This is a genomic window from Streptomyces sp. NPDC059851 (assembly GCF_042732005.1).
Lineage (GTDB): Bacteria > Actinomycetota > Actinomycetes > Streptomycetales > Streptomycetaceae > Streptomyces.
In genome coordinates this window covers 10,830-23,992 of sequence record NZ_JBHWJJ010000034.1, presented here as the reverse complement: position 1 = coordinate 23,992, position 13,163 = coordinate 10,830, and the positions used below count along the sequence as shown (strand labels likewise).

The window sequence follows — 13,163 nt, the reverse complement described above, 5'->3', positions numbered from 1 at the left end:
GGACGGGCGGGGTGTGGCCGTGACCGGCACGTTCTGTTCGGGGGTTCGCTGGTGACGCACACGTATGGGCGGGCCGGGAAGGGGTTCGGGCCGGGGGTCGGGGGCTGGGGGCTTGCGTCTGCCCGCCCCCGTCGAACGGGGGCACCCCGCCGGCAGGGCCGGCGGGGTGCCGTGGGGGGTGTCAGCGGGCGGCCGGGGCGGCGGTCTCCGCGAACTGCTTGGCGAGGTTGAGGGTGGCGCCGGAGTTCCGGCCGAGGGCCTGGCGGACGTAGCGGCGGGCCGCGGCGACGTCCGCGTCCGGTCCGAGGATCCGCTCGATGTTCTCCGACCGCAGCACGACGCTGTGCTGCGAGGTGACGGTCACACCGGTGCCGTGGCGCCTGAGGGACCATTGGCCGGTGTGGGCGGCCATCAGGGCCGGGGTCGCGGTCTGCTTGTACACGATGCGTTCGGTCTCGGGGAAGCACACGCGGACCGATTCGGTGGTGTGGACCGAGCCGTCGGCCGTGCGGGTGTCCATCGACATGACCTGGATGCCCGGCGTCTCCTCGACCAGGTCCAGGCGGTCCACGTGCGGGACCCGTTCGGGCCAGTCACCCACCCGGTACAGGAAGTCGTAGACGAGCTCCGCCGGGCCTTCGACGTGTACCGAGTCCTCGAAGGACAGCACGAGGTCGTCCAGCTCGGTCCAGCGCTCGGCGAGCGTCTTGAGACGGCCCAGTTCCGACTCGCTGTTGGTGTCGGTGGCGCGCAGCACCCATTCGACGTCTTCGGCGCGGTCGTCGGCCACGGTGAAGTCGTGGAGCAGGGTCAGGCGGGTGGAGGTCGGGCCGAGCTCTTCGACGATCCAGGTGCCGCCCATGCCGGTCAGTGGAGCGGCCGGGATCTCCTGGCGGAATTCGATGCGGCGGCGGCCGGGGTCGAGTTCGCGGCGCGAGGTCCAGGTCTTCACCGTGTTGTTGGCGGTCGCCCACATGCGCAGGCGTTCGTGCTGCCCGTCGCCTTCGAGGCGCTCGACGTGAACGTTCGGCGGGAAGTACAGCGGCCACTTCTGCGTGTCCGCGATGATCCCGTAGACGACCCCCGCGGGTGCGGCGATCTCCACCTCGTGCGACGTACGGTGCACCTGTTCAGCGAACACCATTCCCACCCTTCACTGCTCGGCTCTGCGGTGGTCCGACGGTGTCCCGGCCCGCTGGAGGGCGGGCGGAAGGCGGCTGGAGGGTCGCGAGCCCCCTCACCCCTTTTTTTTTGGTCGTCGGGGCGGGGGCCGGCGGTCGAGGGATCCTCGAAGGGGGTGCGACCTGCGGCGCACAGCATGGGGGCGACCAAGGAACGAAAGGGAGACCTCTATGACGACCGTGCCCGACCTCGCGCCCGGGACCACCGCCTGGAACGCCGGGCTCCACGCCGAGGTGCAACAGTTCTACGCGCACCAGATGCAGCTCCTCGACCTCGGTGAGGCGGAGCGCTGGGCTGAGACCTTCACCGGGGACGCGACGTTCGCCGTGCCGACGCTGCCGGAGCCGGTGCGGGGCCGGGCCGGCCTGGTCGCGGCGACGACCCGCAGCCGTGCGGAGCTCGCCGCGGCCGGGCAGCGGCACCGGCACTTCATGGGCATGTTGGACGTCCGGCCCCGCCCGGACGGCGCCGTGGCCGTCCGCTCGTACGCCGTCGTCTACGCCTCCGAGATCGGCGGCGGGTCCCGGGTGCACCGGGTGTGCGTCTGCGAGGACGTGCTGGTGCGGGGTGAGGGCGGCGGGCTGCTGGTGTCGGCCCGTACGGTCACCCGGGACGACCTGGCCTAACGGGGCGGGCGGCGTCGGCCGACGACGGGCCCCCGCGGGAATCGAAGGGTTCCCGCGGGGGCCCGGTCGTGCTCACAGGACGTCGGCGGGGACGAACTCCAGTTCCTTCAGCATCGGCAGGTAGTTGAAGACGTCGTAGTGCTCGATGATCTGGCCGGCGTCGTTGAAGCGGAGTTCTTCGAGCATGAACCAGCTGACCTTCTTGCCGGTGGGGGCCTTGCCGAGGAACTGGCCGAGGTGGGTGGCGGTCACCGTGATGCGCAGGATGACGCGGTCGCCCTCGGCGACGATGCTCTTGACGTCCAGGTGGAGGTCGGGGAAGGCGGCGAGGCCTCCTTGCATGGCGCCGATCATCTGCTGGGTGTCGACCGGGCGGTCCTCGGAGAAGTGTTTGATGTCGGGGGCCCAGTGCTTGAGGATGCCGTCCAGCTCCCAGCGGTTCCAGGCGGCGGCACAGGCGAGTGCGATCTCCTTGTTGCGTTCCTGCACGCTCTGGCCGGTGGGACGCTCGTTCGCCGTTGCGGTCATGGTGGGAATTTCCCTCGTCTGGTGGGGAGTGGGATGGCTCAGGGGAGCAGGACGTGCTTGCCGACGCTGCTGCCGTCCAGCAGGGCGCGCACGGCGGTGGCGGCCCCGGCCAGCCGGTGGCGGCCGGCGATGCGGGGGGTCAGGACACCGGCCGCGGCGAGCCTGCACAGCTCGGCGTAGTCGGTGGTGAAGTTGGGGCCGGGCTTGACGTAGTACATGCTCATCCGGCGGCCCCCGGTGAGGCCGAGGAGCCGGGCGAAGTAGCGGGCCACGGTGCGGCGCAGGGCTGGGACGTGCGGCCGGAACCATTGTCCGGGGCGGTAGCCCGCCACGGAGGAGTCGAAGGAGACCAGGGTGCCGGCGGGGGCGAGCATCGTCCAGGCGGCGTCGAGGCCGCGGCCGCCGATGTGGTCGAAGACGGCCTGGACGCCCTGCGGGGCGAGTGCGCGTACGGCTGCGACGATGTCGGGGGTGCGGTAGTCGAGCGGCTCCGCGCCGAGGTCGCGCACGGTGTCGTGTTTGGCGGGCGAGGCGGTGCCGATGACCCGCAGGCCGTGGTGGACGGCGAGCTGGGTGAGGAGGGCGCCGACGCCGCCGCTGGCCCCGTGGACCAGGACGGTCTGGCCCGGCCGCAGGTGGGTGGAGCGGTGCAGCATTTGGTAGGCGGTGACCCCGTTGGTGATCAGGGCCACGGCCACGGCCGCGTCCAGCTCGTCGGGGGCGGCGGCCAGGGTCGTGGTGGGCAGTTCGACGAAGCGCTGCCAGGCGCCTTGGCGGGGCATGGCGGCGACCCGGTCGCCGCTCTTCCAGCCGGTGACGCCGGGGCCGACCTCGACGATCCGCCCGACCAGGTCGTAGCCGGGGACGAAGGGGAACTTGGGCGGGAACGGATGGAGGTGTTGGAGCATTTGCACCTCGGCGTAGGACACGCCGGCCGCCTCCACCTCGATCAGGACCTTGCCCTTGCCCGGGGTGGGCCGGGGGCCTTCGGCGGTGTGGATCCGGGCCTCGGGTTCGCCGCTGCCGGTCATCCGCACCAGCGTGTTGGCGCCGGCGCGGGGCGTGCCGTCAGCGGTGCCGGATGCGGGGTGCTCGACGGAGTCCAGGCTCATGCTGCGCTCTCCGTCGGCTGGGGGGCGAAGTCGGCGGCGTGGTCGGCGGCCCAGCGGGCGAAGGTCAGCGCGGGCCGGCCGGTGACTTCCTCGACGGTGTCGACCGGGACGGGCGGGTTGGTGACCGCGTCGGCGAGGTAGCGCAGGACCATTTCGACCACCGGCGCGGGCATGGCCCGGCCCATGTCCTTGCGGGCTTGGTCGGGGGTGATCTCCTCGAAGGTGACCGGGCGGCCGACGGCCCGGGCGATCTGCCGGACCTGCTCGGCCTGGGTGATGGCCTGCGGGCCGGTGAGGGTGTAGGCCCGGCCGGCGTGCCCGTCTTCGAGGAGGGCGGTCACGGCCACGGCCGCGACGTCGCACTCGTGGATCAGCACCCGCGGCGCGTTGCCGTAGGGGGCGCGTGCGACGCCCTCGGTGCGGATGGAGTGGCCCCACTTCCACAGCACGTTCGTGGCGAACTCGTCGGGGCGGATGAAGGTCCACTCGATGCCGGAGTCCTCCACGGCGCGTTCGACGGCCCGGTGGTGGTCACCGCTGTGGTTGTCGCCGGAGGTGTCGAGGACCGAGGCGGAGGAGAGGACCACGATCCGGCGGACGCCGGCTTCCTTGGCCAGGGCGACGACTTGGGGGGCGGTCTCGGGCAGCGGGAAGAGGTAGAGGCGGTCCACTCCGGCGAAGGCCGCGCGCAGGCTCTCGGGTTTTTCCATGTCGCCCTGGAAGACCTCGACGGGCTCCGGCAGGCCCGCGGTGGCCGGGTTCCGGGTCACCGCGCGCACCGACTCGCCCGCCGCGACGAGCTGAGCGACCACAGGCCGGCCCACGGCCCCCGTCGCTCCAGTCACCAAGATTGTCACGTGCCAGCTCCGCCCTGTTCGGCCCGGTTGTCCCGGGGGCTCTCGCTCGGTAGTGCTGCCCAGCCTCGGGCGCGCCGGTGGAGGGGCCTTAGAGGGCGCTTCGAGGGCGCCTTGCACCGGGGCGCGGCCCGGGTGGGTCGGCTCAACTGGCTGCCAGGCCCTCCTCGACCGCGTCGGTGAACCCCTGGTCGAGCATGGTGTGGACGGTGGTGTCCCGGGCGGTGTCCAGGCCGGTGTCGTGGCGGGCGGTGCTCACCAGGTAGCGGCCGCCGAGCACCGGGTGGGTGGCGAAGGCCCATTCGCCGCGGGAGGCCGGGGAGCCGTCGGGAGCGGTCAGGGCGCCGCTTTCCAGGCCGAAGCCGAACTCGGTGAAGCCGAGCCGCATTCCCTGTCCGAGGGCTTTGGTGTAGGCCTCTTTCAGGGTCCACAGCCGCAGCAGTTCCGAGTCCTGCCGGTTTCGGGGCATGCGTTCCAGTTCGGCTCGCTCGGCGGGGGTGCACATGTGTCCTTGGAGCAGTTCGAAGGACATGGTGCGGCCGGTGGGTTCGGCGTCGACGCCGATCCGGCCGGTGCGGCTGACGCCGACCGCGATCAGGTCGTCGGTGTGGCTCAGGCTGACGTCGATCTGGTCGAAGCCGCGGATGAACGGTCTTCCGCCGATCTTGTAGGCGAGGTCGAGGACGGTCGGATCCGTTCTGAGGACCGCGGCGGCCGTGTATTTGACGATCATGCGGGAGGTGATGAAGCGGTAGCGGGCCGCCGCGTCCCCGGTGCGGCGGTAGCGTTGCCAGTCGCGGCCGAGCAGCGGGCGCAGCCCGGCGTCGGCGAGCGCCGCGGTCAGCCATTCGCCCCAGGTGGCGACGACGGTGGCGCTGCCGTCCCGTTCGAGGTGGGTGCGTACCGTCTGCCAGGGCCGGCCGGGGCCGGGTCCGGGGACGTGCACGGGCGGTGGGAGCGTCTTCCGGTCGGCTGCGGGCGGGTGCGGCACGATCGGGTGTCCTCCTCAGGGGGTCAGTGTGCTGCCGTCGAGGTCGCAGCTGCGGCCGGTGTGGTAGCGGCGGACGAGTTCGTCCAGTACCTGCGTCACGCAGGTGCGGGGTAGTTCGGGTGGGGTGATGCCCAGCCTCGCGGCCAGTCGTGACAGTGCCAGGACCGCCCAGGCGGGATCGGTGAGGAAGGCGTCCGTGCCGTCCTGGCCCTCCCAGGTGCCGAGGACCGCGGCCGCGGCCTGGAGCAGGGCGTACCGGTCGCTGAGGATCACGGCGGTCGGGTCGAGGGTGGCGGCCCGGTCGGGGGGCAGGGCCGCGCACCTGGAGCGCAGTGCCCGCAGTTCGTCGGTGAACGCTGCGGCGAGGTCGGCGAGGACGGTGATCTGGTGGTGGGCGGCGCTGCGGGTGGCGGCCAGTCGTGCGGCCGATCCGATGAGGGAGGCGGACAGGAAGTCTTCGCCGCCGGCGATGCCGAGCAGCCGGTAGTCGAGGGTGGGGAGGTCGGTGGTGGTGCGGAACAGCTGGGGTGGCGGTTCCTCGGCCGTGAACCAGGAGTGTTCGGCGAGGGGTCGCAGTTGGGGGACGATGACGGCGTGGCAGGCGGCCGTGCCGGCGTGGCCGAGGCCGGCGACGGGTAGGTCGCGCACCAGCTTGTCCAAGGACCCGTACTGGGGGCTGCCGTGTTCGTAGCCGTGTGCGCCGAGGACGGTGGCGAGTTCTTCGAGGTTCTCCCGCAGCAGGTCGGGGACCACGTATTTGACGGCCGCGGCGAGGACGTGGGCGCGTTCGGGCAGCAGGCTGAGCGCGCGGAGCGCGACGGTGGCCATGCTGTCGCAGGCGAGCAGGTCGGCGAAGACTCCGGCGAGCGGCTTGTGCCAGCGGCGGGCCACCGGTCCGGTCCGGCCGGTGGACACGGCGTGCACGGCTGAGCGCAGCACGGTGTCGGCGGCTGCGACGGCCATGCCGGGGATGAGGCAGCGGTTGACCTGGAAGGTGCGCAGGGCGAGGGTGACGCCTTCGCCGGGGCGGCCGACGAGGGCGTCGGGTGGGACGGGGCAGTGCGTGAATTCCAGGCCGGAGAAGAGTCCGCCGCGCATGCCGGGGGTGGGCACCCGGGGCAGCTTGTGGACTGTGGTGGGGGGCAGCTCGTCGGGCTGCAGGAGGAGGACGGAGTGGCTGCGCGGGCCGCGTTCGGGTGCGGTGCGTGCGTAGACGACCCAGGCGCCGGCTCGGGAGGCGTTCATGATGACGTCCTTGCGGCCGTTGAGGGTCCAGCCGGCGGGGTGGGGGGTGGCGACCAGTTCGCCGCGCAGGATGGCGTTGGCGTGGGCGAGTTCGTGGTGCACGATGGCCGCCCGGCCGCCGCCCAGCAGCAGGGCGGCGGCCTGCTCGCGTTGCCGTGCGCTGCCCGCGGCCCAGACGGGGGCGGTGGCGAACAGCGAGGTGATGCCGAAGCCGAAGCCGAGGGCGAGGTCGCGGCGGAACAGGGGGCGCAGCGCGGTGGCGAGGAGGTCGGCGCGGGTGAGGCGGCCGCCGGACTCGGCCGGCACGAATTCGGCGGCGAGGCCGGTCTCGGTGAGTAGGGCCTCGGTCGGTTCCGGGGGTTCGCCGCGGGCGTCGGCGGCGCACAGGGCGGCGATCCCGTGCGGGTTGGTGGGGTCCTGGGGGTCGCCGAGGAGTGCCTCGAGCCGGGCTGCGCGGTGCCGTGCGGCCGCGGGGGTCGTTGCGTCGCCGGTGGGGGTGGCGGTGGGGGCACCGTTGTTGTCGGAACGCTCGGTGAGGGCCGTGGCGGTGGTGGTCAACTCCCGGTCCGTAGGGTGCGGATGGCGGTTTCCGCGTGGCGCTTGGCGAGGTTCAAGACGGTGTTGCTCTGCCCGCCGAGCAGGTCGCGTACGTGGGCGCGGGCCGCGGCAGTGCCGGTGCGGGTGCGGGGGTCTTCGTGGAGCAGGACTTGGTGCTGGGCGCAGACGGTGACGTCGTTCTCGTCGGGAAGTACCGACCACTCGGTGGTGTGTGCTTGGAGCGGCTCGCCGGGCGTGGTCTCCTTGGAGACGATCCGGAAGGCGTGGGGGAAGCAGATCCGGACCGTTTCGGCGGTCCGTACGGGGCCGCCGGCGGACCGGGTCTCGGTGCGGACGACCTGCACGCCGGGCTGTTCCTCGGTGACCTCGGCGCGTAGCACGTGCGGGACGCGGCCGGGCCAGTCGGCGATGCCGCACAGGAAGTCGTAGACGAGTTCGGCCGGGCCCTTGACGTGTACGGACTCTTCGAAGGACAGCAGGAGGGCGTCCAGTCGGTCCCAGCGTTCGGCGGTGGCCTTGAGCCGGTCCAGCTCGGTCGTGCTGGTGGTGTCGGTGGCCTGCAGCATGCGGGCGGTGTCCTCGGGGCGGGTGTCGGCGACGGTGAGTTCGTGGTCCAGGACGAGCCGGGAGCGGTCGGGTGCGGTCGCCTCGACGGTCCAGCGTCCGCCGAGGGACGGGGCTGGGCCGGCGGGCGCCTCCTGGTGGAAGTCGATGCGGCGGGCCCCGGCGTCCAGGGTGCGGTGGGACAGCCAGGACTTCACGCTGCCGTTGACTTCGGCCCAGGTGTGGAACCGGTCCCGGACCCCGTCGAAGTCCAGCCGTTCGACGTGGATGGTCGACGTCAGGAACAGCGGCCACTGGGTGGTGTCCGCGATCAGTCCGTAGACCACGCCGGCCGGCGCGGCCACGTCCACCGAGTACGTCCTGCGGTGCACTCGTTCACCCACCATCGGCTCCGCCCTCCCTCGACGCTTGCTCCGAGGTTCACCGCAGCAGCCGGAGAACCTCTCGAACGGTCCTCGACTGCGGCCGGAGCCCGGCGGGCCCGGTGCGGGGCCGTGGCGGGCGGGTCGGGTCCGCGCGGGCGAGTGGGGCCGGGGCCGGGTGGGGGCCGGGTGGGGGCGGGGGCGGGTGGGGGCGGGGGCGCAGGGGGCTATGCGTGCGTTGGAGCCTGGTGGGGCGTGCCCAGCGGGGCCAGCGCCCGCCGCAGGGCGGCGGAGCCGAAGGCGGGGCCCCGCGCGGCGACGTACCCGTCCGGCCGGATCAGTACCCAGCCGCCCGGCACGAGCCCGAGCTCCTGGCGCAGCCGCCCGTGCGGATCGGCGAGCGGGCCCGGATCGCCCGTCGCCCCGCCGACGGTGCGGACGGACAACCAGCCGCCGTGTGCGGTGGCTGCCGCGGCCGCAGCCTCCACGGCCCGGGCCGGGTCCGGTCCGCCGGATGCGTGCAGCAGGGACCAGCGCGGGTCGCGGAGTTCGGCCCTCAGCCCGTCCGCTCCCGGATCTCCGGCGTGCCGGGCGGCCGCCGCCGCGGCCCGGCTCCCGGGCGGTGTCCGGGTTGCCGTGCCCGGGCGTCGGCCCGCCGTCGGGTCCGGGCTGGTCAGTGGGCTGTCCGGGTAGGCCACGTGCAGCCCGGACATTCCGCCCAGCACCTTGCGTTGGACGGCCCGCCGCAGCGGCGGTACCTTGCGCACCACGTCCAGGACCGTCGGCAGCATCACCCCGGCCATCGTGTTCTTGAACTGCACGAGGAACGTGGCGGTACGGGTGCTGGCCAGGAGCGCCTTTCCGATGGGGACGCGTTCGAGGCTGTAGGTGGCCAGGAGTTCGGGCCCGGCCCAGCCCCGGTCGACCTGGGCGAGTTTCCAGGCCAGGTTGTAGGCCTCCTGGATACCGGTGTTCATGCCCTGCCCGGAGGCCGGGCTGTGCACGTGTGCGGCGTCACCGGCCACGAAACAGCGGCCCTGTTGCATCCGCGGGACCATCCGCTGTTGGAAGGTGAAGCGGGACGTCCACTGTGGTGCGCCCACTTCCACCGGCTGGCCCAGGCCGGCGCCGAGTTTCGCTGCGAACCGGCTCGCCACATCGTGGCCGGCAGCATCGTCGGTGGGCGCGGTGTCCAGCAGCCGCCAGTGGCCCGTCCGGGCGTAGGGCACCATCATCAGCGCCTGCCGGCCGGTGTGCATCCAGTAGATGCTGTCCGGTGCCAGGTCGGTGGTGACGGGCGCGTCGGCCAGCTCCCAGGTGTCGCTGGACTCGCCGATCAGTGGCAGCCGCAGCTGCTTGCGGACCGTGCTGTGCCCGCCGTCGCAGCCGACCAGCCAGGGGACGTCGTACTCCTCGGGGCTGCCGTCGGCGTGTTCCAGCCGGGCCCGTACGCCGTGCTGGTCCTGTTCCAGGCCGGTGAGCCGGATCCCCCATTCGATGGTGACGCCGAGCCGGGCCACTGCTTGGCGCAGCAGTTCTTCGGTGCGGGTCTGTTCGATGACGACCGTGTACGGGTAGCGGGTGGGCATCGTGTGGTAGTCGGCTTCCAGCCGGAGTCGTCTGCGTCCTGCTGCGAACATGGTGAACGCCTGGTTGCGTCGGCCGGCTCGGACCATGGGCGCGGCGATGCCCATCTGGTCGAAGGTTTCCAGGGTGCGTGGGTGGACGGCCACGGCGCGGCTGGTGCGGGCGGGGCCGGTGGCGGCGTCGACCAGCCGTACCGTCAGGCCCCGTCGGGCCAGTTCGTGGGCGGTGGTCAGGCCCACCGGGCCGGCGCCGACGACCAGGACCCGGGCCTGCTCAGGCATCGGCGGTGGTGGCCGACTCCAGCCGGGCACCCTCGGGGAGGGTCTCGTACAGGCCGGGTTCGGGCGTGGCGTGCGCGGCCAGTGCACCGACCAGGGCGCGGAAGCCGTCGCTGCGGACGGCGGCCTGGTGGGCGTCGGGGTTTTCCCAGTCGGCGACTTCGAGGAACACGTGGGGTTCGGTGAGCGAGTGCAGGGTGCGGTGGGCGACGTGGCCGGGCTGGGCGCTCATGTAGGTGGTGATCCGGTCCTTGGCGGCCAGGAACGCGTTGATGTCGCCGTGCACGGTCAGCTTGTTGACGAAGGTCACCATGGTGGTCGCTCCTCGGGTGGTGGGGGTGGGCTGGTTCGGGTGGGTGGAGGGGGCGGTGGCGGACTCGGCCGCCGCCCGGGCGTGCAGGGTGCGGCGCAGGGCCTGGCGTGCGGGCTTGCCGACGGGGGTGCGGGGAACGGCGTCGAGGGCTTCGACCCGGCGGATCTGCTCGAAGGGTGCGAGCCGCTGGTTGGCGTGGGTGACGATCGAGTCGAGCAGTGCGGGCAGGTCGGATGTGCAGGGGCCGGGCGGGGCCGTCGGGGTGGCTCCAGCGGGTACGATGCCGGCCCAGGTGACGGATCCGTGGACGGGGTCGGGCCAGTCCACGACCACGCATTCGGCGACTCGGGGGTCTTGGGTCAAGATCCGCTCGATGGCGGTCGGGGAGACCAGTTCGTTGTCGTGTTTGAAGACGTCGCCGATCCGGTCCACCAGGAACAGCACCCCGTCCTGGTTGAGGTAGCCGATGTCACCGGTGGAGAACCAGCCCTGCGGGTCGACCGGGGCGGTGTCGTCCTCGTCCAGGTAGCCGGTCATCAGTTGGGGGCCGCGCACCTGGACCTCGCCGGTGGTGTGGGCGCTGGTGGGGGCCCGGGTGGTGAGGTCGACGATCCGGCAGTCGGTGCCGGCGACCGGTGTGCCGACCGAGCCGGGCACCGGGTGGCGGAAGTCCTGGCTGTGGGTCAGGGGGGAGAGTTCGGCCATGCCGTAGCCCTGGACGACGGGGACGCCGAGCCAGTTGTGTAGGTCCCGGGTGGCGGCCGGGGAGAGCGCGCTGCCGCCGGACAGTACGGCGGTCAAGCGCAGGCCGTGCGGCCGGTCGGGCGGGTTCGCCGGGGCCGGCGGGTTGGTGTCCGGGGGTCGTACGGTGGCGGCGAGCTGGTGCAGTCGGGCCGGCAGTCCGTAGAAGTGGGTGGTGCCGGTGCGGGCGGCCAGGCGGAGGGCGGCCAGGGGGTCCGGGTCGGGGCACAGCACCTGGTGGGCGCCCGCGTAGACGGCCGAGTTGAGGTGCATGACGTGGTAGAGCGGCAGGTGGTTGAGGGTGGTGCTGTCGCTGCCCAGGCCGTGGGCGTGGGCGGTCTGGGCTGCGTTGGCGACCAGGTTGCGGTGGCTGAGCCGGACGCCCCGGGGGCGGCCGGTGGTGCCCGTCGTGAATTGGATGCAGGCGTCGGCGTCCAGGTTGACGCGGTCGCCGGCCGGGCCGGCCGGGCGGCGGGTGGCGGCGGGCGTGCGGTGCAGGGCGGCGGCCAGCGGCACGGTGTCCGCAGGGACCACCTCGTCAGGGGCGTCGGTCACGACGATCTCGGTGAGTGCGGGCAGTTGTTCGCGGGCCGCTCCCAGTAGCCCGGCCGTCGTCCTCGGCACCAGCGCCACCTCGACGCGGGCCGCGCAGCAGACGTGGACCAGGCCCTGCACCGTGATCAGGGGGTTGAGGAGAACGACGGTGTTGCCGCTGCGGACGGTGCCGTAGTAGGCGGCGGCGAAGCCGGCGTCGAGGACGTTGGCGATGCCGACCCGGGCGCCCCGGCGGCCGAGCCGGTGCTCCAGGTAGGTCGCGATGCGGTCGGCCCGGTCGTCGAGCTCGGCAAAGGTGACCGCCCCGCCGGGTGCGCGGACGGCGCAGCCGCCGGGGTCTCGGACGGCTGCCCGGCGCAGCAGGGCGTCCAGCGGCAGTTCGGGGTAGGTGAAGTCGGGCACGGCTGTCCTCACTGTCGGGGTGCTGCCGGGCGGGCAGGCGGTTTCCCCGGGGTGTCCTGGCGTCGACGGCGGCTGGGTCGTCCACCACCCTGCGCACCCGTGCTCGAAGCGACTTCGAAGGGGGCTCGAACAGCGCCGCAGACCGGGCGCAGCGTTCTGGCTGCTGCCCGCCTGCCGGTCCGGGCAGCGGGACGTCTCGCGTACGCGGTCCGGGGCCCCCACCGCGGGCGGCCCGGTCAGCTGGCGGGTCGCTTCACCGGCCGCCGGCGCGTGCCACGATCCGGCAGGCCCGGCCGAGGAGTCGGGGGAGTTCGCCGTCGCGTACGAAGAAGTGGCCGCCGGGCAGGGTGCGGTGGATGAAGCGGCTGTCGGTCCAGGTGCTCCAGCCGCGCAGCGTCTCGGTGGGCACCAGTGCGTCCTGACTGCCGCCGACGGCGAGCAGGGGTACTGGAACCGGCCCGCCGGTGGCCGGGTCCTGGGCGGCGGTGCGCAGGTCGGCGGCAAGTCGCAGGTCGTCGCGGAGCACCGGGAGGACGAGGCGGTGCCACAGGTCGCCGGGCTCGGTGTCGTCGGGTGCCGCCTGGAATTTCTCCAGCACCCGCACCAGTTCGTGGTCGGGGGCTTCGGCGCTGGAGATGAGGTGGCCGGATTCGCCGGGTGGTGGGCAGGCGCCGACCGCCAGTAGTGCGGGCAGCGGCAGGCCGGCCGTGTGCAGGGCGCGGGTGAGGGTGTAGGCGATCAGGCCGCCGAGGCTGTGCCCGTACAGGACGTACGGTGCGGGTGGCTGCTGTGCGAAGAGGTGGTGGAAGTCGGCGAGGAGGGCGTGTCGGGTGGTCACCCGGGGTTCGCGGCGTCGTGCGTCCCGGCCGGGGAGCAGCTGGGGCTCGGGGGTGGCGGCGGAGCCCAGCAGGGTGTTCCAGCGGTGGAACGCCGAGGTCCCGGCTCCTGCGTGGGCGAAGCACAGCAGCCGCACGCCGTTCTCCCGTGCCATGGTTGGTCCTTCCTGCTGCATTGTTTTTCCCGGCCTGGCCGTTGGTGTTCGTGAGGTGTTCGACGGTGCGGTGGGGCCGGGTCATTGCGGTGGTGCGGTGGGTGTGGTTGTTCCGTTGGGTGCGGTGGGTGCGGTGGTGCGGTGGCGGGGGGCGGGGGGGCGCGGGGCCCGCCCCCCCCCCGGGGGGGGGTTTGCGCCGGCACGTAGGACAAGGTTAACCCACCGGGGGCCGCGCCCCCCACCAACCCCCCGGGCCCAAACCACCAAGAAGAGT

General features: G+C 73.1%; 11 protein-coding genes. 1 reads left to right on the top strand and 10 read right to left on the bottom strand.

The genetic code is table 11. From position 1 onward, the window contains the following. Nucleotides 1–181: 181 nt before the first annotated feature. Nucleotides 182–1,144 (bottom strand): aromatase/cyclase, encoded by a 963-nt coding sequence (locus ACFV7Q_RS14755; RefSeq protein WP_385428355.1) that lies wholly within the window; start codon nucleotides 1,142–1,144, stop codon nucleotides 182–184. A gap of 208 nt (nucleotides 1,145–1,352) precedes the next feature. Between ACFV7Q_RS14755 and ACFV7Q_RS14750 the strand changes: the two genes are divergently transcribed. After that, complete coding sequence (locus tag ACFV7Q_RS14750) at nucleotides 1,353–1,808, top strand: nuclear transport factor 2 family protein (RefSeq protein WP_385428354.1); 456 nt, start codon at nucleotides 1,353–1,355, stop codon at nucleotides 1,806–1,808. A gap of 72 nt (nucleotides 1,809–1,880) precedes the next feature. Here ACFV7Q_RS14750 and ACFV7Q_RS14745 read toward each other — a convergent pair whose 3' ends face one another. From ACFV7Q_RS14745 to ACFV7Q_RS14705, 9 genes are all read right to left on the bottom strand, one after another. After that, nucleotides 1,881–2,336 carry an ester cyclase gene (locus ACFV7Q_RS14745; RefSeq protein ID WP_385428352.1) on the bottom strand — a complete coding sequence of 152 codons (456 nt, stop codon included), beginning with the start codon at nucleotides 2,334–2,336 and terminating at the stop codon, nucleotides 1,881–1,883. Nucleotides 2,337–2,374: 38 nt separating this feature from the next. After that, complete coding sequence (locus ACFV7Q_RS14740; protein WP_385428350.1) at nucleotides 2,375–3,448, bottom strand: alcohol dehydrogenase catalytic domain-containing protein; 1,074 nt, start codon at nucleotides 3,446–3,448, stop codon at nucleotides 2,375–2,377. Continuing rightward, nucleotides 3,445–4,293 carry an NAD(P)H-binding protein gene (locus ACFV7Q_RS14735; RefSeq protein ID WP_385428349.1) on the bottom strand — a complete coding sequence of 283 codons (849 nt, stop codon included), beginning with the start codon at nucleotides 4,291–4,293 and terminating at the stop codon, nucleotides 3,445–3,447. The genes ACFV7Q_RS14740 and ACFV7Q_RS14735 overlap by 4 nt, the downstream gene beginning before the upstream one ends. Nucleotides 4,294–4,447: 154 nt before the next feature. Further along, nucleotides 4,448–5,293 (bottom strand): 4'-phosphopantetheinyl transferase family protein, encoded by an 846-nt coding sequence (locus ACFV7Q_RS14730; protein ID WP_385428347.1) that lies wholly within the window; start codon nucleotides 5,291–5,293, stop codon nucleotides 4,448–4,450. Nucleotides 5,294–5,308: 15 nt separating this feature from the next. Then, complete coding sequence (locus tag ACFV7Q_RS14725) at nucleotides 5,309–7,096, bottom strand: acyl-CoA dehydrogenase (protein ID WP_385428345.1); 1,788 nt, start codon at nucleotides 7,094–7,096, stop codon at nucleotides 5,309–5,311. Then, entirely contained in the window at nucleotides 7,093–8,046 is a 954-nt protein-coding gene (locus ACFV7Q_RS14720; RefSeq protein ID WP_385428343.1) for an SRPBCC family protein, read from the bottom strand. The genes ACFV7Q_RS14725 and ACFV7Q_RS14720 overlap by 4 nt, the downstream gene beginning before the upstream one ends. Nucleotides 8,047–8,249: 203 nt before the next feature. After that, the gene (locus ACFV7Q_RS14715) at nucleotides 8,250–9,890 is read right to left on the bottom strand and encodes an FAD-dependent oxidoreductase (RefSeq protein ID WP_385428342.1); all 1,641 of its coding nucleotides are present in this window, start codon (nucleotides 9,888–9,890) and stop codon (nucleotides 8,250–8,252) included. Beyond that, nucleotides 9,883–11,898 carry an AMP-binding protein gene (locus ACFV7Q_RS14710; RefSeq protein ID WP_385428340.1) on the bottom strand — a complete coding sequence of 672 codons (2,016 nt, stop codon included), beginning with the start codon at nucleotides 11,896–11,898 and terminating at the stop codon, nucleotides 9,883–9,885. The genes ACFV7Q_RS14715 and ACFV7Q_RS14710 overlap by 8 nt, the downstream gene beginning before the upstream one ends. 253 nt (nucleotides 11,899–12,151) lie before the next feature. Next, nucleotides 12,152–12,889, bottom strand: coding sequence for a thioesterase II family protein (locus ACFV7Q_RS14705; RefSeq protein WP_385428338.1), 738 nt, complete (start codon nucleotides 12,887–12,889; stop codon nucleotides 12,152–12,154). Between the last annotated feature and the right edge of the window lie 274 nt (nucleotides 12,890–13,163).